This is a genomic window from Hallella bergensis DSM 17361, assembly GCF_000160535.1.
Lineage (GTDB): Bacteria > Bacteroidota > Bacteroidia > Bacteroidales > Bacteroidaceae > Prevotella > Prevotella bergensis.
In genome coordinates this window covers 615,275-640,578 of the sequence record NZ_GG704780.1, presented here as the reverse complement: position 1 = coordinate 640,578, position 25,304 = coordinate 615,275, and the positions used below count along the sequence as shown (strand labels likewise).

Below are 25,304 nucleotides of genomic sequence, written 5' to 3'. Positions count from 1 at the left end.
AAATAATTGCAGATATTTTTTTAAGTGATAAAAATTACCAATCATCTCGCTTCCGTACCATTTTATCTATCTCTTCCCGAAGAAAAAGTAACCTGCCATTGGCTTTAAGATAGGGAATTTTTCCTGCCCACACCCAATTATAGATGGTCTTTTGTTCTACTTTGAGTATCTTGGATACATCTATGATATCCAGATATTCCGGTTTCAGGGGAGGATGGACAGTTGTATCAACAGATTGCTCTTGCAGGATCAGCAGGCGGTCGAGTTTATCCTCGACGCTTATCAGCTTGTCGAACAGACGTTTTTGCCAAGTGTCTTCGGTTTTATAATCTATGTACGGCATAGTTCTCCTTTTTGATAGTTACCATTGGTATCCTGTATCAAGATGCGTTGTTCTTTCATATAGGCGATGTATTTCTTCGCGGTCCTGTCCTTAATTTCCATTGCTTGCATCAGAACCTCACAAAGTTCTTGATAAGTGAGCTTGAGGGAATTTCTGAAAGCCTCTCTGACGACGGCAATAAGTTCATCGGTCTTACGCTTTTCCTTGTCCTCCTTGGACTTCTCACCACGATAGACGTGCATATCCTCTGCCTTGTCCCATCCAAAAAGCATCATCGGCACATCCAATGGGCTGCCGTCACGGACTTTCAGGGCTTTCACCACAGAGTATTCAGGATTGTCATCTTTCTCTATGGAGAGAATGCCTGCCGCCTTGCGTTGAAGTTCGGAGCCAATATGCCCACGGAGTTTGATACCATTCGGCACGAAGTGCAGTACGCAGATGATGCAGGTGTTGTAAATCCCTGCCAGACGGTAAAGCTCATCCACAATGGCAATACTTTCCGTTTCATCGTTGGCGGAACGTATCAAGTCAGCTATGCCGTCAATCACCACAAGATGGATGCCCCCATGCTTGTGATGAAACAGGTCCATACTCTCACGGATAAGTTTCAACCGGTCTTTACGGGAAAGCGAAGCAAGATACAGAGAATGATAATATTCAGGTACTGCTGTCAGAGAAGCCCTGCGTAATGTCTTGCCCAAATTCTTGTGGAGTTGTGCCTCGGACTGTTCCGTGTCATAGTGTAGGACCGCCAAGCCTTTGGGATTGGGAGTAATCTCTAATCCCAAGGTCTTCTCTATCGGCAATCGTTTTTCTCCCAACGCTCCGGCAAGGATGGCACCCACATAGTTGCTCTTGCCTGTCCCCTCACCTCCAGTAATGCAGAACAGGTTATCCTGTGTGCCGAGTGGCACACCGTTTACTGCTACTACTGATTTGGAAATGTCTGGTGGATTCTCATAATCAATCTCACAGGAACGTAACATCATCATGGTTTGGCTATATAGATCTGAGAACATCTTGGCAAGCAACTCTTTCAGTTCCTTTGCCCCGTTGCCTAAGGCAAAGAAATCAGAAATGTCTTTTTCAGACTTCGTACCACTTAGCGGAAGTGAAAGGTTCAAGACCTTGTATTCCACCAGATGTTCAGACTGTTTATGTGCCTCCCGTACACCTGTTTCATCCGCATCATATAAGAGTATTATATGCCTAAAACGAAGCTGAAGGCTCGCAATGATACTTGTCGGTATCTGTGCGGTTTCACTGTTGAAACAAATTGCATTGAAGCCGTGTGCATACAATGAGAGTACATCCTTTTCTCCACCTGTAATGAAAAGCATATCTCCTTTGGCAGGAATCTGCTCCATTCCGAAGCAATATGTGGCAGGCATCCGTCCACCATAAAGAAAGCGGATTTTTGGACTGTGAGGTCGGTATATCTTTACATAGCCGTTTCCGATATAGGCAAACATAGGTTCCGTAGGTGAGCTATAAAGTTCAAACTTCTTGCCTTCAGCAGATACACTTTCATAGCGTTTAAGACTCCGTACACGAAAGCGACGGAGTGTATCCTCATGGATGCCATAATGTCCCCAATAGTTCAGCAGCCCATCGTCAAATGGCTGTATCTCAAAACTATATGGACGTTCTTCCGTCCACTTGGTTATATCAGCCTTAGGAGTGGGAACAATAGTTTTTTTATATGCTGACGTGATATGGCTGCTATGCTTTTCACCATCACATAAAGAATACAATCCAAGTTCTTGTACAATCGTTTCCAATACTTCGGGAAAACTTGTTTTCAGGTTCAAATTACGGAGGGTTGCCACAAACCAGAAGCAATCCCCAGAATAGGTGGTATCTCCATGATCATAGAATTTGTAAGAAGAAGTTTTCCTGTCGTAGTAGATATGGCAGGAAGCCCGCCTATCGTCATAGAAAGGGCTTCGGAAGTTGCGATGAAGGTTTACCTCAAAGCCAAGGAAATGTGAAAACACATTCAAACCTCCTTGTGTAAGTAAAAGAATCTGTTCCTTTTCTATCATAGTTGTCGGTTTTTAGGATTAATACATGAACTCATGATGAGATTGTCCTTGAAACGGTTGAGCCGACCAAGAATCTCGTCGTTTCTCATACCTGATACGCGGAGCCGGTTACACTTCGTGGCTATCACGATAGACTTGAAGAAGTAGCGTACATCGCCACCCTCCGTGTAGCGATACCGTACCAACTGCTTCTTGCGCCAGCGGTAAAGGGTGGACTCTGAAACATTCAGAGTCCCGATAAGGTCTTTCGTGGTCATCTCCAGCTCGTCGTCAATGTCTTGAATAAGACGGGAGGTGCGCTCAACATACTGCTCAATACGATTGAGCCTGTCTATCAGTTCTTGATAGGCTTGGCTTTCTACTGCTATTATTTCCATCAGCCTTTATAATTTGGTTTGTAAGATAATGTGCTGCGGTCCCAATTCCTTGGCGAGATCCATTATCTTTCCATAAGTCTCTTCGTCAAACACGTCTATGCCCAGTCGGATAAATGGGGGTGGTATTTCTCTTCTTCTCCTTGCAATAGATGCAAGCAGATCACTCTCATCCATTTCCAAAACTTTGGCATAACTGCAAATTTGTACTATACTCATGGATACGGATCCTGTTTCCCATCTTGAGATGGTACTTGAGCTAACTTTCAGTTTTTCAGCGATATACTCCTGTGAGTATCCTTCATGCTCTCGCTTTTCCTTTAGGGTTTTGTGCAACTGTTTCATATGTATAAAGTTACAAAGACACCTAAATTTGAGCAACCCGCCACATTCAAATGTTTGCATCCCATGCAAGGTGGCTTGCATTAGGTGCAGATGAATATGATGAGCGATGTCAACATGGGATGATTTAATTGGTTTGTTTTCTAGAATTCATAAACGAAAATACATTGTAATAACAATCATTCCAGAACAAAATCAAATAATTTTGAGAAAATCCCTCCAGTGCAAGGTGCAAGTCCCCTTATATATAGGGGCTTGCACCTTGCACTGGAAAGTGTAGCAGTAAAATATCTAAATCTTTATGGTACAAAGATTTGTAGGTTAGTACAATTTTATATACTTTTGTACCCAAGAAAAGAGAGCAGTTGTGCTTTCAACAGGTAGTCAGAATGGTAGTCATCAAGCGGTCAAAATACTGCTACAAAAATGCTACACTACCGATTTGTCAAAATTGATAGAACATTTAATTACAACGAGTTAGCAGAGTTTGGTTCATAAACCTCTCTCTCCGCTTTAAGTACTCTGGCAGCACCGCCAGAGAGCACTACCGAAAAGTATAAGTATCGTAATTCCAACGAGTTACGATACTTTTGTTTTATAGTCCTCTACCTCTTCAGAGTAGTTACAGAGATAGCCGAAACGCCCAAAATACTCTCCAATGGCTACAATCTGGCTACACTTTTTTCTCGCAAAAAATAATTGTAGCCAAGAGTACGTAGAGAGTCTGTTTAGAGTACTTGTACATTGCTGTAGTTCAAACAATTATGTGCAACTTTGTAGGCGAGTTGTAGAGAGTTATTAGCACCGTAAATGTGTAGCTTTTCTGGTCGTAAACTTTCTATGCTTGGCTACAATAAAAACAGACAATGTATGCAATCAATTTTCAGAACAGCATTCTACCTTCGCAGCAACTATGTGAACAAGGAAGGAAAAACGCCAGTAATGCTACGCATCTATCTCAACAATGAGCGGATGTCACTAGGCTCCACTGGCATCACCATCGTGCAGTCCCAATGGGATCGCGAAAAAGAGCGAGTAAAAGGGCGTTACACAGAAGCTCTGAATACCAACTTGCAACTGGATAACATCCAAAGTGGTTTACAAGCCATCTTTCGCAAGTTAGAAATGACAGATGAGCTTTCGTTAGAGCGTATCAAGTCAGAACATCTTGGCAAAAAACAAGATATAGATACCATCATGCAACTCTTCGACAAACACAATGAAGATGTTGCAGCTTGAGTTGGTATCTCAGTCTCTGCGCCCACTCTTCAAAAGTATAAGGTCTGCAAAAGACGCTTTTCTGAGTTCCTTAAAGATAAACTCAGACGCAGCGACCTCAAGCTCACGGAGCTAACCTATATGATTATACATGATTTTGACCTATACCTACGCACAGTGGTGGGGCAAAATCCTAATACCGCCACTAAGACGATGAAGACCTTCAAGACTATCGTCATTTTGGGACAAAAGTTGGGCGTACTACATCACGACCCATTTGTCAACTTCCGATTTCACTTAGAGCCAGTGAATAGAGGGTTCTTGACTGACGAAGAGGTCTTACAGATTGTCAACAAGGAGTTGAATATTCCGAGATTGGAGCTGGTACGAGACATCTTCATCTTTTCCTGCTTTACCGGTTTAGCCTACATTGATGTGGCTAATCTTACACCCGACAATATCGTGATGCTTGGTGGCAAAGAGTGGATTATGACTAAGCGACAGAAGACAAGCGTGGAGACCAATGTGCTGCTCCTCGACATCCCTAAGCGCATCATCAGTAAATATAGCCACCAAACTTATCGTGATGGCAAGCTCTTCCCTATCCTTAGCAATCAGAAGACCAATTCATACCTCAAAGAGATTGCAGATATATGTGGTATCAAGAAGAACTTGACTTTCCACCTATCCAGGCATATTGAATTGCCTTTGTCGCTGAATTTGAATAGATTGCAAAGATTAGTTTCTTGATAAGTAACGATTTGGAAACGAGTGAAGTTCTGTATTTTACCTCGTCTTGCATTAAATCAAAAGAACGCCTTTTTGCAATGCAATGATAGTGATTAGAATTGATTTACAATAAACTTCATCTTGCAAAATCGTGCAAAATCGCAGATTTCTGTGCATTTTTATTGTTCAAATACTGCTAACTTCACTAAAAATGAGTAACTTTACAAACTAACAAGTATTGGTTTTGCCATGGATATAAGAACGATAAAATTGACATCACTATTTGTCAATACGGAAAATTATAGATTTGAGCCTTTGTCATCACAAAAAGAAGCAATAGATAAGATGATAGAGGATCAAGGGGATAAATTATATTCTCTTGTGGACGATATTGTAACCAATGGTCTTAGCCCCGTTGATTTGATTATTGTAACACCCAACGAAGATAGCAATAAGTATGTTGTACTTGAAGGAAATAGGCGAATAACGTCATTAAAACTATTAAATAATCCGACACTAATAGATGACAAATACTCTCCTTTAAGGAAGAAATTTCAGAAATTACAAAAAGAAAAACCTAATGCTATTTCTGAATTGAAGAATATTGCTTGTGCTGTTTTTGAAACCCCTACTGAAGCTGATATATGGATAAAACGTAAACACTCTGGAGAACTTAATGGTATCGGAACTGTCACTTGGAACGCTCAACAAAAGCAAAGATTCGAGGAGAAGACAGAAGGAAAATCATCAATTCCATTGCAAATTATCACTTTGCTGAAATCACAAGAAGAGGTTTCTGATACGATTAAGGATTCATTATCTAAATTAAACATTACCAACTTGCAACGTTTGATGTCGGATCCATATGTTAGAGAACACCTTGGCTTGGAAATTAACAATGGAATTTTAGTTTCAAAGGTTAAAGTGTCCGAAGTCATTAAGGGGCTTTTAAAAGTTGTTACAGACATTCTGAATCCGGATTTCAAAGTTTCTGATATCTATAACAGAGAAAAAAGAAAGCAATATATTGATAATTTTGACAAGAGTCAAAAGCCAGATTTGTCTAATGAAGCATCTGAACAATGGAGTGTTCAAGATATAGAAAACAATAAAGAACAAGCATCAAGAAATAGCGAGAAACAAGAAATAAAAGGGGATAAAAACAGGAAAACAAAAAACAGAGGAGCTTTAGTGCCCAAGTCTTTGAATTTACATATCAGCAACCCGAAAATTAATAAAATTTTCGAGGAGCTAAAACATGTTCAGGTCAAGACATGCCCCAATGCATCTTCAGTCCTTTTAAGAGTATTTTTAGAACTATCTGTTGATGCCTATTTGGAGAAATTTAATATAGTAAGAAACGATGCTATTACAGCTTGTTCTTCTGGTGAAAGTTTGCAAGGGAAAGTTGGTAAAGTCTTAAATCATATGACCCAATTAGGAACAATGAGTAAAGACTTATCAAAGGGCATAAGGTCTGAAATATATGATAAAAATTCAGTTCTTTCAATCGAATCATTGAATGCATATGTTCATAACGAGTTTTTCTACCCTAAAGCAGATAATTTGATTACTGGATGGGACAACATAGAAAGTTTTTTTATCCAATTGTGGGAATCAATAAAGAATAAAGAATAATATTATGGAATTTCTATCACCTTTAAGATACCCTGGCGGTAAGGCTAAAGTTGCTGATTTCGTACAATGCTTAATCAAAGAAAACGCATTGCTCGATGGCACTTATGTTGAACCATATGTTGGAGGTGGTTCCGTTGCATTATCTTTGCTCTTTAATGAATATGTCAGCGACATACATATAAATGATAAGGATATATCTATTTATGCCTTTTGGTATAGTGCCTTAAATAACGTGGATGCTCTCTGCAAGATGATAAAGGATACCCCTTTAAATGTTGAAACTTGGTTTGAACAAAAAGAAATTCAATCCAATAAAGAGAATTCTGACTTGTTAGAATTAGGCTTTTCTACATTCTTCTTGAATAGGACTAATCGCTCAGGAATCTTGAAAGCAGGAGTCATTGGCGGTTATGACCAAACTGGAAATTATAAGATTGATGCAAGATTCAACAAAGAAGATTTGATAAAAAGGATTCAACGTATAGCAGATTATGCAGATAGAATCCATTTAACAAATGAAGATGCTGTTTCTTTAGTACAACGGTTAAAAAATGAATTACCGTATAATACATTATTTTATTTAGACCCACCATACTATGTAAAAGGTAAAGGACTTTATCTGAATTACTATAATGATACAGATCATCAAAATATAGCTAACACTATAAGTGAGATTGCAAATTGTAAGTGGATTGTCTCTTATGATGATGTACCATTCATAACCAGCCTATATTCAAAATATAGACAGCAATGTTTTGAATTGAATTATAGTGCGAGTAATTCCGGGAAAGGTAAAGAGATAATGGTATTTTGCGATGGCATAGTTATCCCCAAACACAAACTATTTAACCATTCTACAAAGCGAAAATAACGCACATTCATATCGAAAGATTTCGAGGATTTCAAAATGAAGATTTTGAAGTAGGCTCTTTGTTAACAGCAATTGCAGGGCAAAACGGAACTCAAAAGTCAACATTACTTGGTATTATAACACAAACTTTCACTCTTAACCCAAGTTTGACCCCTATATAGGGCACAGAACGAAACGTATAAAATGAGTTTAGGATAAAAACGGCTTATTGATTTATGTTTCAAAGAGTTATGCTGTAATAAGCAAATTTTAAATCATCATTTTTCGGTAAAGTTAAATCATCATCTAATAATTGAGACTATCGGTTTATATTATTGATTACATTTTAATGTTGGTCATCTTCAAAAATGGATTTTCGATTTCCCATCCGGTAGCTTTGCCCGGCGAGTTTTATGACCTCGCAGTGATATAACAACCTGTCCAGGATTGCTGAAGCCAGCACCTCGTCATCCAGCGTTTTGGCCCATTCGGTGGGTGCCTTGTTTGTGGTGATTATCAGTGAGGCTTTCTCATGAAGCGTGTTGACCAGATTGAAGAATCCTGCGGCATCCTCTTTTTTCACTGGGAAGAGCATGATATCATCGATGGCCACCAGGTCGGCTTTGAGCAGACGGTTGTATGCACTCATGGCTGAAGGCATCAGCGTTTTCATCTTGATGGTGTTTATGACATCCTCCATCGTGACCATGTAAGCCTTGTATCCTTGCCCCACAGCTTCGTACACGAGTCCTGCGGCGATAAAGGTCTTGCCTGTTCCGGAGGGTCCCATGAGTATCAGGTTGTAATTCTGTTCGAGCCACCCCAGCCGGCGCAGTTCACGCAGTCTTGGTGCGGTTATACCTTGCGAGTAGTTATGGTCGAAAAGGGTGTTAAAGGTGGATATGTCTGTTTTATCGGGGATCATGGCGGATGTATCGGCTTCGGGAACCGGATCGGGTTTGGTCCGCACCTCGATGGGGCTTCTCCCTTACGGATCCTGAGACTCTCGGCTACCTCCATCAGGTTGCATCCGTTGAAGACACCTGCCTTGAAGCACTCGGCAAAAGCTTCGATAAGCGTGATGTCTGAGTATGCCGCGTGGCGCCGAGCTATAAACTGGAGGTTGTCGCGATAATGACGGGCCTTATGTACGCGTAGTTGTGACAGATATGTGTCTTGCGACAGAACACGGGCTCAAATCCATGTTCACGGACAAGAGTGCGGAAACCTCGGGTAAGCACCAGGTCACCAAGGTTCTCGTTGACAAGAAACACCTTGTCCTGATCATAAACTATTTTTCGGGGTAATCCCCCGAAAAACTCGAAGGCCAGTTCATGGGCATAAACCGCAAGAGCGGTCGTAAACGGTGTACGGCTAAAGTAGACAAACTTATACCTGCTGCGGCTCAGGCACATCGCAAGGAAATACACTTTTAATGACTGCCCCAAAGGTGTTCTCATCCACCGTTCACCGAAGTCGCATTGGGCGTATTCGCCATAGCCCGTCTCGGGCTGTTTTTCGTAGGGGCGGTAGCCTTTTTCAACCTCCTTGGGAAGATCGTGCGTTAAACGCAGGCGATTGACGAAGTTGAAAACCGTTTTTGGAGTTACGCGGGGAAGATCCGGAAAATGCTCCTTCAAGCGGTCATGGAGTTGTGGAGCGGACAAAAAAGGCCACTTGCGCAACTTGTTGACTACATAAGATTCATAGCCGTCAAGTTTATGACCGTAATGACGGTCATAGCTTTGGCTGCAGACGAACTCTTCTTCTGTCATGGAAAGATACTTGGCCACCGTTTGACGGTGAAGCCCTAAACTCTGGCCTATCTGACTCTTGTTTGGGCCATCTGAAAATAATTCTTTAACTTTGTACCACATCAGATACTTCTTTAATTGGGAAGTCTCGGTCATAGCATTGTAATGAGTAGTTAGCACCACAAAAGTACAATGCTATTTTTATGTCGATTTTACTTTTCCGATTTTTGACGATTCAAAGTTACCGATTACACCTATACTCTTTCAAAAATAGTAAAATAAAATTACCGTTTTTTGACTATGATTCTCGAGACATTTAGCGAGAAAAGCGCCATCTTTTTTCGACATAGTCGAGCCAGGCATTTTCCAAATGCGTAAGTTTGTTGCGATTGCAACCTTCTCATCGGGCGGTTAGGCCTTTGTGGGTGCGCGGAAAAGCCTCAGTCGCACGGCGGCTGAGGCTTTCCCGTCATGCCGTCCGATACTCAATCGCAGGTGAAAAAATAGGAAGAAAAAGGGCTGTCTTTCTAAAATAACTGACAGTCAAGCGTTTGCGAAACTCCGCCTGTTTTTCGTATTTCGAGTGAAGTCAATCTTATTTTCAAATCAGCGAAAATTTGAAGACATTTTGTAAACATGATTAACCTTTCATGATGACGCATGACTGTAATCCGAGATAAAGGCAAACTTGTCAAGACAATCCCAATGTGCGTGGACATATCCTTTTTTCGTAAAAAATGAGTTTTTCTATATATCGAGGAAAACGAATAAGTTAGATGTGATGAATATTATTGAAAACTCTAAGAACCATGTGCAAGAATACTATCTGAAATTCAAGATCTCCTAAGGATGATAGCAACTTTATATACATAAAATACCCAATAATAGGTATTGCGTGATATTTTTTAACATTGTAATTTTGCATCCGAAAATACCTAATATAAGAAATAAATCTCACATATCATTTATATACAGGTATTTGAAGAGGAAAATTAGTATAATAAAAGTTTAGATTTATCCCCACATGTATGTTAAAATAAAAATGCTGTCTCTGCTGCTTGTCACACTGACTCCATGGATTGGGTATGCCCAAAAAGACGAAGGCACACCTAAAACGTCTAATGCCATGACTGACTCTTTACATCAGATCAACGAAGTAGTAGTAAGAGCCAACCAGATGTTAGGCAGTCAGTTTGAAGCACGTAACCGTACTGGTTCGGCTTATTACCTTTCACCCAAGGAATTGGGCAAATTTGATTATACCGATATAAATCGTATGCTGAAAAGCGTACCTGGCGTAAATATTTATGAAGAAGATGGTTTTGGATTGCGCCCCAATATCAGTTTACGTGGAACACAAGCTGAGCGTAGTGAACGTATCACGCTAATGGAAGATGGCATATTGGCTGCTCCTGCACCATACGCAGCCCCAGCAGCCTATTACTTTCCTAATGCGGCACGTATGTATGCCATAGAAGTATTAAAAGGTAGCAGTCAGGTACAATATGGGCCATTTACAACAGGAGGTGCCATCAACTTAGTGTCAACCCCCATTCCTCAGGACCGATTGATAAAGTGCAGCATGTCGGCAGGTAGTTTTGGTAGTCTAAAACTACAAACGGCTATAGGTAAAAGCTTTAAGCATACGGGCTTTCTCATAGAATATTTGCGCTATCAGGCTCGCGGTTTCAGACATGATGACCCCGACGAGCGTACAGGATTTAAGCGCAATGACGTAATAGCTAAGTGGATGGTACGCACAAACAAAGAAGATGGCATAAATCACAGAATAGAATTAAAGTATGGATTTGCTAACGAAACTTCCGACGAAACATATCTTGGGCTTACTGATCAGGACTTTAACGCTAAACCATATTTTAGATATGCAGGAGCGCAAAAAGATAATTTGGTGACACGCCACTCCCAGTTTTCTGCTACATACATCATGAAAGGTGTTCGCTCATGGGATATAACCACGCAAGCCTATTACAATTATTTTTTCAGAAACTGGTACAAGCTTAACGAGGTGCGTACCGGCTACACCAAGGCTGAACGTCGTTCGATAGGCGATGTACTTGCCGACCCTATGACCAATCAATCGTACTTCGATATTGTTTCAGGTAAGGCTAACTATATAGGAGAGGCACTAATGCTGCGTGCTAACCACCGTAAGTACCATTCGCGTGGTATTCAGATAAAAGGGGAATATAAAACAATGCTATACGGTGGATACTTCACTGCAGAGGCTGGCATGCGTTACCATGCCGACAGCGAGGATCGCTACCAGCAGGACGATGGATACTCTATGAATAATGGTCGCATGGAGCTTTTTTCAAGAGGACTCCCAGGCAGTCAGGCCAACCGCATTACTACAGCGCATGCCTTATCGGCTTATACTTTGGCAAAATGGGCAAAAGGTATGTTTACCTTTACTGCAGGAATGCGTTATGAAGATGTAAAGCTATTAAATCGCGATTATACTAAAGCTGATTGGCGACGTACGGGTATGGTGCGTATAGAAGTGCCAAATAGTGCAAGAGCAATTATGCCAGGAATAGGGATCAACTGTAAGTTGATGCCCCAGCTGTCATTATTCTCAGGAATACATAAAGGTTTTGCACCGCCCAGTGCTTCCCTTGGACAAAAAGCCGAGAGCAGTATCAATATAGAGGCTGGTTTGCGCTATGCTAATCAATGGTTCAAAGGAGAACTGATAGGTTTCAACAACAACTATTCAAACATGTTGGGCAGCGACCTTGCCGCACAAGGCGGATTAGGCACCTTAGACCAGTTTAACGTAGGACGGGCATTGGTACGAGGTGTAGAACTGCTTTTACAATGCCAGCCATTACCTACCCATTGGAAAATCCAACTTCCCATGCAACTATCTTATACCTTTACAGATACAAAGATGAAAAACTCGTTTACAAGTGCATCGTGGGGACATGTTTTATATGGCGATGAAATCCCTTATATCTTTCGTCATGCACTTAATGGTCAGATAGGTGTGGAAAGCAAATGGGCTGACATAAACTTTAACATGCGATATAATGGCAACATGCGTACGGTTCCGGGACAAGGCAAGATAGCTCAACGCGAAAAAATTCCAGCCAACTTTATTATAGATGTTACCACCAAGGTGCATGTAATTAAAAATGTAGACCTTACTATGAATATTGTTAACCTTACCAACAAAGTGTATATGGTTTCACGGCACCCATCTGGTGTCAGAGCAGGCTTACCTTTTGGTATTTATGGGGGGATACAGTGGAAACTTTGATAAAATGGCATATCGCTAATAATATATAATATGAAAATGAGAAAATCTGTATATATACAATCCATAGCTGTCAAGAGAATACTATGCCTATTGATCATGCTATGCACTTTATCAAGTCTCATGGCACAAGAAAATGGGTGGATAACAGGCTCTGTTACAGATACACAAGGTGAACCCATTGTAGGGGCAGTTGTTGGTATTGTAGAAAACAAGCAAAAGACGGTTACGGACATAGATGGTAATTTTAAGATAGAGGGCACCAAGGGGCAAACCATTACTGTCTCGTTTATAGGCATGCATGACTATAGGGGAAGTATTAAGGCAACATCCTTAAAAATAGAGTTGCAGAGTAATAGCAGCATGATTGACGAAGTTGTCGTAACAGGATACCAAAACATAAGAAACCGTGTTTACACGGGTGCTGCCACAGCTGTGAAAATGACCGACATCAAACTTGAAGGTATTGGCGATGTTTCGCGTATGCTGGAGGGTCGCGTGCCTGGATTGTCTATTCAAAACATATCCGGAACATTTGGTGCTGCACCACGCATCAATATTCGCGGGGGTGCTTCCATCATGGGAAATGTTCAGCCATTGTGGGTAATAGACGGTGCTGTTTACGAGGACATGGTACATGTTTCTCCTGAAGCCTTGGCGTCTGGTGATGCCGTTACGCTCATTAGTTCGGCAGTAGCAGGGCTTAATCCTGCTGACATACAAGATATTCAAGTACTAAAAGATGCCTCAGCCACATCAGTATACGGCGCACGGGCTGCCAATGGTGTTATTGTCATTACGACAAAAAGTGGTAAAAGGGAAACGCCATTGCAAATTAATTATACAACAGAAAACACATGGCGCCCACGTCCAGATTACAGTCACTTCGACTTGCTGAACTCTCAAGAGACGATGGCTCTGTATCAGGAAATGCAAGAGAAAGGATATTTTGATCCAGCTACATCGTTATATGGACGTAGAGGCGGGGTTTATCATCAAATGTACAAACAGCTCACCACTTATGATGACAAATCACACAACTGGATGTTGCCAAATACTTATGAGGCCCGACAAGACTTCTTACGACAAAGAGAATATGCCAATACGGATTGGTTTAGGCTTTTGTTTACAAACAACCTGATGACAAACCATACAGTAAGTTTGTCGGCAGGTGGAAAGAATGTAGCATCTTATGCCTCAATAGGCTATTATCACGATGCTGGTTGGACTATTGCCGATCAGGTACAGCGACTGACAACCAACATTAAGAACACATTTTACATCACCAACCGCCTTACTGCCAAATTATCGTTACAGGCCAATATGCGCATGCAAAATGCGCCAGGCACCTTGCCACAGAAAAAGAACACCATATCGGGAGCATTTGAACGTGATTTTGACATCAACCCGTTTGCATACGCTTTAGGAACAAGCCGAACGCTTCGCCCCTATGATGAGCATGGGCAACGCGAATATTATCGTAACAACTGGGCTCCTTTTAACATATTGAACGAGTATGATAACAATCAATTAAAAATACAGGTGGTCGACTTTAAGTTGCAAACCGAAGCGACCTATAAGTTTACTGATGCTCTTAACCTTAAAGCAATGTTTTCATACAGAAGAGCACATACAAGTAGACGACATGAAATAGGTGAAAAATCCAACATGATAGGAGCTTACCGTGCTTGTGAAACACCATGGGTAGCAAAACAAAATATATACCTTGTAAAAGACATCTATCATCCAGAACTCCTGCCTAAACCTGGCATACAACAAGGTGGTGTACTTTTCCTAAACAATGCCAACATGCAAAGTATGCTGGCACGCATAGCTGTTGATTACGACAAGCAAATAGGAGCACATGATTTGAAAGGATTTGCTTTTGGTGAAATAAGGACTCTGCAGCAAACTACAAATTCTTTTCAGGGATATGGCATTAGTTATCAACGCGGTAATGAGGTGCAAAGCGCACCTGGTATTTTTGAGAAAATGTTTCAAGAAAACACCCCTTACTTTGCATTGCGTAATAGAAACGAAAGAGGCATAACGTTCTCAGGCAATGCCACCTATGGCTATCAGGGCAAGTACATTTTTAATACAGTGGTGAATATTGAAGGCTCTAACGCCGCAGGAAAGGGATCTACTGCTTTATGGTTGCCAACATGGAATGTTGGAGCCAAATGGAACGTGGATAAGGAGAATTTTATGCAAGGTAATGATGTCATTTCAAAATTGGCATTTCGTATAAGTTATGGATTAACAGCCAAAATGAACGAAGCGGCAGCTAATGCATCGGCTATCTACAGAGGTGGTATAGTCCATAGGTTAAATCTAAATGACAGAGAAAACAAATTAAATTTGCTTTCGTTGGAAAACAGAGATCTTACCTGGGAAAAAATGTACGAGCTGAATATTGGTGCAGAGGTGGCGTTTCTGAAAAATCGCATTTCGGCCACAGTAGATGTATACCAACGCAACACATTCGATTTGATAGACTTGGTGCGCACATCTGGAGTTGGTGGGCAATATTATAAATACGCCAACTTTGGCGACATGGTTGCTCGAGGTATTGAATTCGGATTGCATACCATCAACGTGAATACCAATGCATGGAAATGGACAACAGATCTTACATTCAGTGCCGTCCATCAACAAATAACCCGCATGCTCAATTCACCAAACGCATTTGACATGGTGGCAGGTAGAGGTCGTGGCAACGTAGTTGGTTATCCTAAAGGCTCGCTGTTCTCGTTTAATTTCCAACGATTGGACAAAAATGGGCTACCAAACTTTAATTTTGGACGATATCCATTACCACAAAACGAGTTGAAAGATATCGTGGGAGCTGACTTCAACGATACACAATACACTAAAACTTATTTATTGTATCACGGTCCTATTGAGCCTAATATAATGGGCGGACTGGCAAATACCGTGAAATGGCGCAACTGGGAATTTTCTTGCTTCATAACCATGCAGGCAGGCAACAAGATTAGGCTAAATCCAACATTTGACACCCAGTTTGCCGATTTGAATGTATTTTCCAAAAATTATCTCAATCGTTGGCTAAATCCCGGCGATGAATATCATACTGACGTACCCACACTGCCTTCGAAGGAGATAATAGACGTGATAGGAATGGAAAATATAGAAAAAGCATACAACACCTACAACTACTCGCAATTGCGTGTGGCCGACGGAAGCTTTGTCAGACTAAAAAATATTGCTCTATCCTATTATTTGAAACCAAGTTGGATGAAAGCAGTAGGCCTAAAAAGTGGAAGTGTTCGCTTAAATGTTACAAATCCACTGTTGATTTATGCCGATTCCAAACTACATGGACAAGATCCTGAATATTATCAAACTGGAGGCGTTTCACTGCCTACGCCTCGACAATATACTTTTACTTTAAATGTGGGCTTTTAATATGAAATACTATCTATATAAATATGTCTTGGTCTTTGCCACTTTAGCTCTATGTGGCTGTAACGACTATTTGGACAAAATTCCCGATTCGGACATTGATGTAAACATAGACAATGAAGAAGGAATTGCCCAATTACTTGCAGGAGCTTATCCAGAGGCAAGCTACATTCCTTTTTTAGAGCCTCGCACTGATAATGTAGACATCAGAGCAAATGGCACACATACACAACTGAACGAAGAAATGTTTTATTGGGAGGATGATAACCAAGAAGACATTGACACGCCCTTAAATTATTGGAATAGTTGTTATAAAGGGATTGCGCAGGCCAACAAGGCTTTGGAGCTGCTCAAAAAATATCCGAAGACTGAACGTGTCAAGGCTTTATATGGCGAGGCATTTTTGCTAAGGGCTTACCTCCACTTCATGCTGGTCAATATCTGGGCAGAGCCTTATGGCAATGCAGAGCAATCTCTTGGTATACCTTATGTTACCAAACCCGAGAAACATGCGTTGACAAATTATAACAGAGGTACTGTCAACGAAGTATACGATAGCATTGAAAGCGACTTGAAGCGTGGTATCACCTTAGTCACTGACAGATATTATAAGCAACCTAAATATCACTTCAACAAAAAAGCGGCTTACACGTTCGCCTCACGTTTTTATCTGATGAAAGGTGAATGGCAACAAGTAGTGGAATATGCTAATTATGTGTTAGGTGCTGACCCCAAAACTATGCTAAGGAATTGGATAGGATATTCACGGCAATTTGAGTTTAAACGTCAGCGTTTGTCTACACGCTACACATCTCCAGACGAGCCCGCCAACTTATTGATTTGTACCACCGAGTCTCGGTGGGCGAGACAAATGCCTACAGATCGTTATGGGGCTACCAAACAAACTGTTGACGAAATATTCAATAAAAGGGGCATCGAAGGTGGAGGCGATTTCTCTAAAATGACTTTTGACGGTACATATCCTTTTGTTTATTCACCATCACCTATAGTAAATGGTAAGTATATCGCTAAGTTTGACGAGTTGTCTACCACTGAAAGCATTGGATTAAGACCTCGAGGAATTTACGTGAGCAATGTGTTGTTTACTGCAGATGAAGCTTTGCTTAATCGAATGGAAGCCTATGCTATGCTAAAACAATATGATAAAGCCATTAATGATTACCTGCAATATATGCAGGGTAAGTTTGGCTTTATGCCCACTGTTGAAAGGGATATTTATATGCGTACAAGTGAGAATAATTATGATGTATACACCCCCTTCTATGGCATGACATTAAAACAGCTTGCATTGGTAAAGTTGTTTGCCGATTTCAGGCAAAAAGAGTTTTTTGCTGAGGGGCTACGCTGGTTAGACATTAGAAGGTTTCATTTGAGTGTGAAGCGTAACACAAAGTCTAAATATTATTTCCCCTTAGAGAAAGACGACCCACGAAAAGTATTGCAAATTCCCATAGAAGCACAAAACAGAGGACTGGCTCCTAATCCCCGTGAACGCAAAGAACCCATTAGATAAAACATGGTAGGTAATTTATAACGCAACAAAATGAACATACAGAAATATTTCTTAGCATATATAGGCCTATGGGCATTACTGGCAACGTCTTGCCAACATGACACGCTATCAGATGACAGTGTTGTGGATAGCAATGCCACTCAAACGCAAACGGCACAATGGATAGAACAGCATTTTACCAAGGTGTATGGGCCAGAGGTGGTATATCAGTGGCAAAAAAATAATAGTCAGAAAGGAGTCTATGTGTATCCTCCTGACACTACAAACATAAAACAAGTGCTTAACGCTATTAGCTCTCTATGCTTTGATACCTTTAGGGATATTCAAATAGAAGGCAAAGGCAGCCTGCTTAACTACTGTTTGCCAGTACGCATTACATTATATGGTGGTGGAAACCCAGACAAGAATGGTGTTGAGCGCATGTACAACATTGCGTCACAGCCGGTAGAGATGAGTATATACCATGTTAATGATTTTGATGCAAACGACAAGCAGAAAGTTCATAGACTTGTTCGCAGCGTATATCACCAGATGATGAAACGAGTGTTAGAGCAGATGCCATACAATAGAGCTAAATTTGCTACCATCAGTGAAGGAAAATATATCACCGACACTCAACTCCTCTCCGAGATAAATGGTGCGAACAACGATATTGGGTTAGTGGGTTATGCCAACAAGCGTGGATTCTATACCTATCTTTCCATGCTAAATCCTGAGGACGACATGGCAGAGATGTTAAGCGTTATCTTGACATCTACACCTGCAAGACTTAAACAAGCAGAAGATGAAGCACGTACGCCAGACGAAGACTCTGACCCCGAGGTGAATAAACGCTACGAACAAGAGGCCGATCGTGCCTATCATGATTTTATGGCAAAAAAAATGTTTGTCGAGCAGTATGCTTGGAATAACTGGCACGTTAAATTGCTCACATTGCAACTTAAGAGTGTCAGGACCTTGAATAAATATCTAAATACAAAATAAGATGAAGTATCTTTCATACATACTCCTCACTATACTTGGTTGCTTTTTCTACAGCTGCCATGATGAAGAACGAGAATTTGTGAACACACCTACCCAGCGCAAGAGGCAAGCCATTGAGGCGTTGAACACTGAGCTGGTTAACAACAAAGCTGGATGGTTGGTTATGTATTTCCCTAAAACAGACTCTTTGCTGTTTTCTAACATCAGTGATAAAATAAAAGCCGAATACCAATACAGTACTGACAGATATGGTTATGGAGGTGTTTGTTTTACCATGCGTTTTTTACAACATGGGAAAGTAGAGATGCGTGCCGACTTTGACCCCCAAAGTGTTACTACTTCCATAATGGGCGAATACAAAATAGGGGCGAACAGTTGCACCCAACTTACTTTTCTTACCACAAACTATATACACAAGCTGGTTAATGATAGTTATGGAGGCGCATGCGACTGGTTATACCAAGGACGTGATGAAGATGGATTACTGGTATTCAAAACAGCCTCGTACCTTAAGCCAGCATGCGAATATATTTTGATGAAGCCCTTGCAAGATGTGCATGAGTTTACCGATGCAGTAAAACAAGCATACGATAATAGACGGGTGTTTGAGCAAATGAAAAATCCACAGTTGTATATACACAGAGGCGGCCGTGTTTATTTTCAGAGCGATTACTATCTTGGCAGAAACGGTGGACGCGTGGCCACTACCGAGAAACAGAGATATTATCTGTTTATGGAGGTGACGAAACCTAATCCTATCCCAGACTATCCACCTAAAGAATTTTCCGTGTTGGGTTCTGGATATTGTGGCACGCCTAAAGGTATTACTTTTAGAGCAGGTCTGCGATTGAACAACAAACAGGTGTTTGCCGATTTTCAGCGTGTTGACAACCATTTCGAAGCCGAATTGGTAGAAGTGTATCATCCCGAATGGAGAAGCATTAGGTTAGTAAGTAAGCATTTGCACCCAGAAGGAAAAATAACAGGCTTAAAAGCGGTTATTCAAGACGTTCCTACCAATGAATAAAATATAAACAGATAACAACAAGCAGTATGAAAATGAAATTATATATAACACTCTCTGCCTTTGCCATGATATTATTCTCAGCATGTTCGCCTGCCGTAAACGACGATGCCGATGAAGACTACGACAAATTATTTCCATTTAAGGGAATAGAAAAGCCAATGATATCGTACGATGATCAAGCCTTACAATTGGCAAGCATCGATATGAATGAGCATAGCTACGTCTACCCGGGAGTTGAGATTAGCGGTGAGAAGCGTACTTATACGGTAACCCTGATCTGTTCTTTTTTTGAAAAGGAATTACAAGGCAGCTTAGTGCCTGATGGTGAACTTTCCTCAACTTATACTATCAGATACATTGATGCTGACAAGACTTTGAAAACCATTTTCACCAAAAGCTATGGTTTTGATGATAGCGAGGTAAAATTGCTTAAAAATGGAGAGGAACAAAAAATTACTTTTCAAGCCATGTCAGGTTTCCCCATGTTTTTGCAAGTAAAGGGCGGAGGTCCAAGCAACTCATCTGTGCGCGCCACTATTTCGGCAGTATCCAATGATGGACTTACCATTGTGCGTCCTTTGCATGTAGAGCAATTTCAAAATGAAGAGGGTATCAATTTAATTAAAAATCCATTTTGTGGATATATCATATTGCCATAAAGAAAAAGGGATAAAATGATGAAGAATAAACGTAACAAACCTTTTTGTATGCTCATGCTGTGGTTGGCACTGTGTTCCTCCATAACATCATGCACAACATGGCAAGACGAAACCATTGAGTCATCGTACATCATGCCTACATGGCCCGACCCTGAATATAAGTTTGTCAGGAATGATGAAAGCAGTGTTAATACATTAGAGTGTGAGCTGTTAAAAGAGCCTGCTGATATTGTATATCACTTGTTCATGAAAGAAGCTCGTATATCAAGTGTCGTACAGCAAGAGCGGATGAACGAATATTTCAAGCAAGGAGTGTATGGTAAAGCGCCATTTGATGAAATAGCTACATCTACGGTTCACCGTGTTGACAGGGAGCGCATACTCGCAGTCTTTCAACAATTATTCGATGAGTCGAGAGCATTGAGTGGTTATGGCTACCCTCGTCCTGCCGATATTCGCAACACCAAGGCACAAATGGGCAAAGGAGGATATTTAGGCTATAATATTGGCGATGAAAACTTAGCGTTTGTTAATGCCAAAGGTGTAGCTGTGGCCGAAGTGTACAATGAGATGATTAGGGGAAGCATTTATTTGGATAAAATCCTGAATGTACACCTTAACCCTGAGTTATACAGCGACCAACAGCTTTTGAAAGATCAAGCAGCTTCTAATCTGGTAAACGGACATAATTACACAGAACTGGAACATCATTGGGACTTGGCTTATGGTTATTACCAATACTGGTTGCCCATTGTGCAAAAAAATGAACGCAGTGCGCTAAAGGGAAGTCGTATTAAACTTTACAACGCCTTTGCGGCAGGACGATTGGCCATGACCGAGTATAGGTTTGACGAGATGAGAACATGTCTTCATACCATTAGACAAGAACTGTCTAAGGTGGTCGCCGTGCATGCCATACAGTTATTGTCAGGCGAAGTGACAAATGCGAATTTACACGAGGACATAAGCAATGCCCTGGTATTCCTGTCACGTGCCTATGGTGCCGTGTTCTCGTTGCAGTTTGCCGTGAATACAGAAGGAAAACCATTATATACCTTTGATGAGGTTCAAACGCTTTTAGATGCACTTACCCAAAACCCCGGATTATGGGATAAGCAGCGTCTGGAAGGCGATTCCACTACCCCTGGCTCCATTGCCTATACTGTAGCACAAATCAAGCAGCGCATAAAATGATAAGCATATATGCGATAACTTTTAAAAGAAAAAAAGGAAACTATGAATTTATATAAACTATTATTGTTGGCGTTCCTATGTTGTACGTTAGACGTAACAGCTCAAACACATCCCAACTTGATATTGAACGGTGGGTTTGAAGAGTGGCGCACCGCCGGTATCTATGAGAAACCTGTGTGTTGGTATTTTTCAGTGGGTAGTATTGAAAAATCTAATCAATCGCATAGTGGCAGCCACGCTGTCAAGTTAGTAGCAATCCCGCATACGCTATCTATAACTGACCGAGCAAATAACTATTATTATATGAACATTGAGGGCGGAGCAACTTATCGCCTTACCTATTGGTATAAAGGGACGTTACAGCGTGCCAATTGTGTTTCCACCGTGATATGGTGCAAAGAAAAGCGCAAAGTTAAAACGACTGCAAAGAGAACTTCAAGGGATATGGTCACAGATGCCTCCCCTACTGAATGGAAACAAAAAACTATAGATTTTGTCGCTCCGCAAGGAGTGGATTGTGCGGGATTTTATTTTGAAATGAAAGAAGAAAATACCGATGCCAATAACTATCTATTGATTGACGATGTGGTTTTTAAGAAAATAAAAAGTAGTACTATTACCGAGGATGTACCGATGCCTTATGATGTGAAAGTTTCTGCACAACAACGCGAAATTTTTATGTCGTGGCATCCTGTGCAAGGCAGTGGCATCAAATACAATGTTTTGCTCAATGGAAGACAGGTGTCTACAATAACCACTACCGACTATATCTTGCAAAAACTGCAGCCTAACACTACCTACGAAATAGGCGTGCAGACGATTATGCCTGACGGAAAGAAGTCGAAAGTGGCTAAAAAAAACATTACCACAGAATTAATGATGACAGGCAGGGAGGATGAAAATCGCATTCCTTACATCTATCAAATCAAGAACTATGGTGATTGTCCACGAAGCATAGAAATGTTTTTCAACGATTTGTATGATGTCAACGCTCAAATTAAATATACGCTTGACGGCATTCCCTTCGTCCCTGTCGACGGATATAAATTAGATTTCAACAAAACGGGTAAACATATATTGGTTGTGGACATCATTGAGAGTGATGGCAAGGCTTGGACCTTGGAATATAACTTAAATGTGAAATAAGCTAATCAACATGAAGCATATATATATTTGGCTATCAGTCATAATATTTGGCATGTCGTTAACCGCCTGCCACAATGAGTCGGATTTAGAACCGTCTAAAATATTGATAGGGGATAACAATTTATCATCTATTGATGTGTTTACGCACACGACCCGCATATTAATCTTAAAGGGTGGGACTGGTAAATACAAGTGCAATGTCAACAACTCGAAATTGGCTACCGTCAGCATCAACGAAGATACATTACGTGTTACAGGTATATTGGAGGGTGAAACGTATGCCTCTGTTTGGTCGGGCGATGAGTGTCGCAAGTTGGATATCAATGTTACAGTGCCCAACATTACCTCTACCGAGGATGTCATACGATTGTTCCCTCGGGACGAGAGCCGATCAGTAAGCGTCAATGGTGGAGGCGGCATGGCACAAATGAGCGTGAAAGACCCTATGCATGTTCTGAAGAAGGTTAAGTGGAACGCCAAGACCAACATCATAGAAATAGATACCTATTGCGAGGGCGACGCTTATCTCCACATCACAGGGCAGGATCATCAAACCAAAACGATTAAAGTAGAAGTGCGATGCAAGGGCGAGGCTGATGAGTCGGGAGTATATAGCACCACGTCGAGAAGTCTAAGCGTTTTGATGCGCAACACGTTGGTGGTACATCGCAAAGGTGTGGGTGTATGGATATTTAATGAGGCCAACCCAACAGCCTCCAAGAAAACCATCAAGATTACGCCTGCTATCATAAATCCCCAGCAAGGTACCTATGTTGATGTTGAGCTCGGTTTTCGCTATCCAGACGAGTTCAGCTCTCTAAAAGAGGGCAAGTGCAAATTATACGTCCAGGAAGTCAGGGCGAACCATGTAGTACTTGCCGGGCGTGGATTTAAATTTGTAATACCTTACGAGAAAAAATAATATATCTAATTTTCAATATATGTTTGCCATCTATCCTATATAACTGTTGGCAATAGAAAGACGTATTCAAATTATTAATTAAATATAACAATACAACATGCAAATCTCAACAATTAGAAAAAGCATAACAACCTTGGCGTTGTTACTGGTGTTTAGTGTGTCTCATGCACAGAAAGTGGTAAAAGTTGAAAAGCCCGGTGAACTTTCAAAACAAATCACCTCGTCCGAAAAGTTCTCCATTACAGATCTTACCATATCGGGTAGTATTAATGGTGCCGATATCTTGTGTCTTCGCGAGATGGCTGGCAGGGACATAGAGGGGAAACCTACAGAGGGGAAACTTTCCACACTTGACCTCTCTGGGGCTAAAATTGTTGCCAACGGTGGCAATTATTATCAGGTAAAGAGAGGTATGTTTACCAAATACTACGCACCTGCCTATGATGACGAGGTGAGTGCCTATATGTTCTACCAATGCCAGGCACTGATAACACTAAAATTGCCTACAACGACAAAGAGCATTGAGCAAAACGCTTTCAGCGGTTGCACTTCGCTTACGGAATGCATCATTCCGCAAAGCGTTGCTATCATGAGGGAGAATGCCTTTAAGGATTGTGGCAAATTAGCGTCAATTGCACTTCCCAACTCGCTCAAGGAAATAAGTAAGTGTGCCTTTGCTGGATGCAAATCACTTACTTCGGTGACTTTTCCATCACAGTTGGAGAAAATTGACGCACAAGCTTTCGAGAATTGTACCTCGCTTGCTACGCTTTCCGAGCTTCCATCATCATTGTTAGAAATAGAGGAAAAAGCTTTTTACAATACTGCTGTTACGGCGTACACGGTGGCAGAAGATAATGACTATTATTGTGCTAGCAATGGAGTGCTTTACGATGCCGATAAAATATCAATACAACTGTATCCTTCAGGCAGCAGTGCGACTTCGTTTGAGATACCTGGAAGTGTTGGAGAAATAGACGAGTATGCCTTTGCTTATGCCAAAAACCTGAAGAATATCTGTCTTCCGGAAGGACTCACCAACGTAAGCAAATATGCTTTTGAGCATGCTGGACTTGAGCAATTTACTTCACTTGCCTCTAATCTTTCTATTGGAGAGTCGGCATTCAGCGACTGTGTCGAGTTGCAAACTGTTGACTTCAAAGGGGCAATTGGTGGAATAGGAAATTATGCATTCAAAAACAATAAGAAACTTTCTATCGTGCGGTTTACTGGTTCAGCCATGCCTGAGTTTGGCCAGTACGTATTTACACCTAAGGCCGTAAAACTTAAAGTCTATGTAGAAAAAAACTTGATTGACAAATTTAAAGATGCTTTTACCTCAAAAAAAGTGGCATTAGGTGCAATGTACGAAATCCTTGACATTACAACCTCTGGAATTGCGAAGCAGTCTGTCCATGAGTCGAACATAGATAAAGTACACTTCGACGTGTGTGGTAGAAAGATAAGCAAGCATGACAAGGGACTTCACATTATTCAGTATTCTGATGGACGTGTTGTCAAGCGTATGGTAAAATAAATTTAGGACCCGAACGCTGCCACTCATGGTTCTTTCAATTAAGAATGATATTTTTACAACGAAAAATACGAATGGACCAAAATTCTTTTACGTATATGAGTGTAACGAAAGAGCTTATACTCTGACAAAACAGTTGAAAGCGAGATGAAAAAGTAGTAGTCAACCTAAATCAGGAAACTACACCTTGTCTATGCTCATCTTAATCTCTGAGACTTCAACATACGCTCCAATTCCTTGTATACTTTCAAAGCCACGAAACAGATGGATAGTCGACTCTCAAAAATGCTATGTCGCTTTTTGAG

Annotated in this window: 18 protein-coding genes and 2 pseudogenes; 14 read left to right on the top strand and 6 right to left on the bottom strand. The window is 41.0% G+C overall.

The window, feature by feature from the left end; translation table 11 throughout:
* Positions 1-34: 34 nt before the first annotated feature.
* From HMPREF0645_RS02430 to HMPREF0645_RS02415, 4 genes are read right to left on the bottom strand one after another with little or no spacing between them, the layout of a single operon-like run.
* Entirely contained in the window at positions 35-343 is a 309-nt protein-coding gene (locus tag HMPREF0645_RS02430) for a helix-turn-helix domain-containing protein (protein ID WP_007173247.1), read from the bottom strand.
* A complete protein-coding gene (locus HMPREF0645_RS02425) occupies positions 331-2,391 on the bottom strand; it encodes a bifunctional DNA primase/helicase (RefSeq protein WP_007173246.1) in 2,061 nt (686 codons plus the stop codon). The genes HMPREF0645_RS02430 and HMPREF0645_RS02425 overlap by 13 nt, the downstream gene beginning before the upstream one ends.
* Positions 2,388-2,768, bottom strand: coding sequence for a MerR family transcriptional regulator (locus HMPREF0645_RS02420; RefSeq protein WP_007173245.1), 381 nt, complete (start codon positions 2,766-2,768; stop codon positions 2,388-2,390). The genes HMPREF0645_RS02425 and HMPREF0645_RS02420 overlap by 4 nt, the downstream gene beginning before the upstream one ends.
* 6 nt (positions 2,769-2,774) lie before the next feature.
* Positions 2,775-3,110, bottom strand: a complete 336-nt coding sequence (locus HMPREF0645_RS02415; protein ID WP_024992793.1) for a helix-turn-helix domain-containing protein — start codon at positions 3,108-3,110, stop codon at positions 2,775-2,777.
* Positions 3,111-3,977: 867 nt separating this feature from the next.
* Here HMPREF0645_RS02415 and HMPREF0645_RS02410 point away from each other — a divergent pair.
* The 4 genes and pseudogenes from HMPREF0645_RS02410 to HMPREF0645_RS14115 form a co-directional block, all read left to right on the top strand.
* Positions 3,978-5,045 (top strand): annotated as a pseudogene (locus tag HMPREF0645_RS02410) (site-specific integrase); the annotation flags it as partial.
* A gap of 258 nt (positions 5,046-5,303) precedes the next feature.
* Complete coding sequence (locus tag HMPREF0645_RS02405) at positions 5,304-6,692, top strand: hypothetical protein (protein ID WP_007173241.1); 1,389 nt, start codon at positions 5,304-5,306, stop codon at positions 6,690-6,692.
* Between the two features lie 4 nt (positions 6,693-6,696).
* Positions 6,697-7,563: a DNA adenine methylase gene (locus tag HMPREF0645_RS02400; RefSeq protein WP_007173240.1), complete on the top strand. Its 867-nt coding sequence runs from the start codon at positions 6,697-6,699 to the stop codon at positions 7,561-7,563.
* Complete coding sequence (locus tag HMPREF0645_RS14115; protein WP_336433161.1) at positions 7,560-7,724, top strand: ATP-binding protein; 165 nt, start codon at positions 7,560-7,562, stop codon at positions 7,722-7,724. Before HMPREF0645_RS02400 ends, HMPREF0645_RS14115 begins: the two co-directional genes overlap by 4 nt.
* 164 nt (positions 7,725-7,888) lie before the next feature.
* On the opposite strand, the pseudogene HMPREF0645_RS02395 reads toward HMPREF0645_RS14115, so the two are convergent.
* Positions 7,889-8,428 (bottom strand): annotated as a pseudogene (locus HMPREF0645_RS02395) (ATP-binding protein); the annotation flags it as partial.
* A 223-nt stretch (positions 8,429-8,651) separates the two neighbouring features.
* The gene (locus HMPREF0645_RS02390; RefSeq protein ID WP_169305447.1) at positions 8,652-9,419 is read right to left on the bottom strand and encodes a DDE-type integrase/transposase/recombinase; all 768 of its coding nucleotides are present in this window, start codon (positions 9,417-9,419) and stop codon (positions 8,652-8,654) included.
* 901 nt (positions 9,420-10,320) lie between these two features.
* Between HMPREF0645_RS02390 and HMPREF0645_RS02385 the strand changes: the two genes are divergently transcribed.
* The 10 genes from HMPREF0645_RS02385 to HMPREF0645_RS02340 all read left to right on the top strand — a co-directional run bounded on the left by HMPREF0645_RS02385 (position 10,321) and on the right by HMPREF0645_RS02340 (position 25,002).
* A complete protein-coding gene (locus tag HMPREF0645_RS02385; protein WP_007173236.1) occupies positions 10,321-12,576 on the top strand; it encodes a TonB-dependent receptor family protein in 2,256 nt (751 codons plus the stop codon).
* Positions 12,577-12,612: 36 nt separating this feature from the next.
* Positions 12,613-16,002 (top strand): SusC/RagA family TonB-linked outer membrane protein, encoded by a 3,390-nt coding sequence (locus HMPREF0645_RS02380; protein WP_044123239.1) that lies wholly within the window; start codon positions 12,613-12,615, stop codon positions 16,000-16,002.
* A 1-nt stretch (position 16,003) separates the two neighbouring features.
* Positions 16,004-17,533, top strand: coding sequence for a RagB/SusD family nutrient uptake outer membrane protein (locus HMPREF0645_RS02375; protein ID WP_044123148.1), 1,530 nt, complete (start codon positions 16,004-16,006; stop codon positions 17,531-17,533).
* 30 nt (positions 17,534-17,563) lie between these two features.
* A complete protein-coding gene (locus tag HMPREF0645_RS02370; protein WP_007173233.1) occupies positions 17,564-18,517 on the top strand; it encodes a putative zinc-binding metallopeptidase in 954 nt (317 codons plus the stop codon).
* Between the two features lies 1 nt (position 18,518).
* Positions 18,519-19,544 carry a DUF4302 domain-containing protein gene (locus HMPREF0645_RS02365; RefSeq protein WP_007173232.1) on the top strand — a complete coding sequence of 342 codons (1,026 nt, stop codon included), beginning with the start codon at positions 18,519-18,521 and terminating at the stop codon, positions 19,542-19,544.
* A 26-nt stretch (positions 19,545-19,570) separates the two neighbouring features.
* Entirely contained in the window at positions 19,571-20,203 is a 633-nt protein-coding gene (locus HMPREF0645_RS02360) for a hypothetical protein (RefSeq protein WP_007173231.1), read from the top strand.
* Between the two features lie 18 nt (positions 20,204-20,221).
* The gene (locus HMPREF0645_RS02355) at positions 20,222-21,397 is read left to right on the top strand and encodes a DUF4856 domain-containing protein (RefSeq protein ID WP_044123238.1); all 1,176 of its coding nucleotides are present in this window, start codon (positions 20,222-20,224) and stop codon (positions 21,395-21,397) included.
* 42 nt (positions 21,398-21,439) lie between these two features.
* Entirely contained in the window at positions 21,440-22,543 is a 1,104-nt protein-coding gene (locus tag HMPREF0645_RS02350; protein ID WP_007173229.1) for a fibronectin type III domain-containing protein, read from the top strand.
* Between the two features lie 10 nt (positions 22,544-22,553).
* Positions 22,554-23,465, top strand: a complete 912-nt coding sequence (locus HMPREF0645_RS02345; protein ID WP_007173228.1) for a hypothetical protein — start codon at positions 22,554-22,556, stop codon at positions 23,463-23,465.
* Between the two features lie 97 nt (positions 23,466-23,562).
* Entirely contained in the window at positions 23,563-25,002 is a 1,440-nt protein-coding gene (locus HMPREF0645_RS02340) for a leucine-rich repeat domain-containing protein (RefSeq protein WP_007173227.1), read from the top strand.
* Positions 25,003-25,304 lie beyond the last annotated feature (302 nt).

Excerpts from the sequence above, each read along its gene's own strand:
- HMPREF0645_RS02430 (WP_007173247.1), bottom strand. The coding sequence starts at position 343 with ATGCCGTACATAGATTATAAAACCGAAGACACTTGGCAAAAACGTCTG.
- HMPREF0645_RS02425 (WP_007173246.1), bottom strand. The coding sequence starts at position 2,391 with ATGATAGAAAAGGAACAGATTCTTTTACTTACACAAGGAGGTTTGAAT.
- HMPREF0645_RS02420 (WP_007173245.1), bottom strand. The coding sequence starts at position 2,768 with ATGGAAATAATAGCAGTAGAAAGCCAAGCCTATCAAGAACTGATAGAC.
- HMPREF0645_RS02415 (WP_024992793.1), bottom strand. The coding sequence starts at position 3,110 with ATGAAACAGTTGCACAAAACCCTAAAGGAAAAGCGAGAGCATGAAGGA.
- HMPREF0645_RS02405 (WP_007173241.1), top strand. The coding sequence starts at position 5,304 with ATGGATATAAGAACGATAAAATTGACATCACTATTTGTCAATACGGAA.
- HMPREF0645_RS02400 (WP_007173240.1), top strand. The coding sequence starts at position 6,697 with ATGGAATTTCTATCACCTTTAAGATACCCTGGCGGTAAGGCTAAAGTT.
- HMPREF0645_RS02390 (WP_169305447.1), bottom strand. The coding sequence starts at position 9,419 with ATGTGGTACAAAGTTAAAGAATTATTTTCAGATGGCCCAAACAAGAGT.
- HMPREF0645_RS02385 (WP_007173236.1), top strand. The coding sequence starts at position 10,321 with ATGTATGTTAAAATAAAAATGCTGTCTCTGCTGCTTGTCACACTGACT.
- HMPREF0645_RS02380 (WP_044123239.1), top strand. The coding sequence starts at position 12,613 with ATGAGAAAATCTGTATATATACAATCCATAGCTGTCAAGAGAATACTA.
- HMPREF0645_RS02375 (WP_044123148.1), top strand. The coding sequence starts at position 16,004 with ATGAAATACTATCTATATAAATATGTCTTGGTCTTTGCCACTTTAGCT.
- HMPREF0645_RS02370 (WP_007173233.1), top strand. The coding sequence starts at position 17,564 with ATGAACATACAGAAATATTTCTTAGCATATATAGGCCTATGGGCATTA.
- HMPREF0645_RS02365 (WP_007173232.1), top strand. The coding sequence starts at position 18,519 with ATGAAGTATCTTTCATACATACTCCTCACTATACTTGGTTGCTTTTTC.
- HMPREF0645_RS02360 (WP_007173231.1), top strand. The coding sequence starts at position 19,571 with ATGAAAATGAAATTATATATAACACTCTCTGCCTTTGCCATGATATTA.
- HMPREF0645_RS02355 (WP_044123238.1), top strand. The coding sequence starts at position 20,222 with ATGAAGAATAAACGTAACAAACCTTTTTGTATGCTCATGCTGTGGTTG.
- HMPREF0645_RS02350 (WP_007173229.1), top strand. The coding sequence starts at position 21,440 with ATGAATTTATATAAACTATTATTGTTGGCGTTCCTATGTTGTACGTTA.
- HMPREF0645_RS02345 (WP_007173228.1), top strand. The coding sequence starts at position 22,554 with ATGAAGCATATATATATTTGGCTATCAGTCATAATATTTGGCATGTCG.
- HMPREF0645_RS02340 (WP_007173227.1), top strand. The coding sequence starts at position 23,563 with ATGCAAATCTCAACAATTAGAAAAAGCATAACAACCTTGGCGTTGTTA.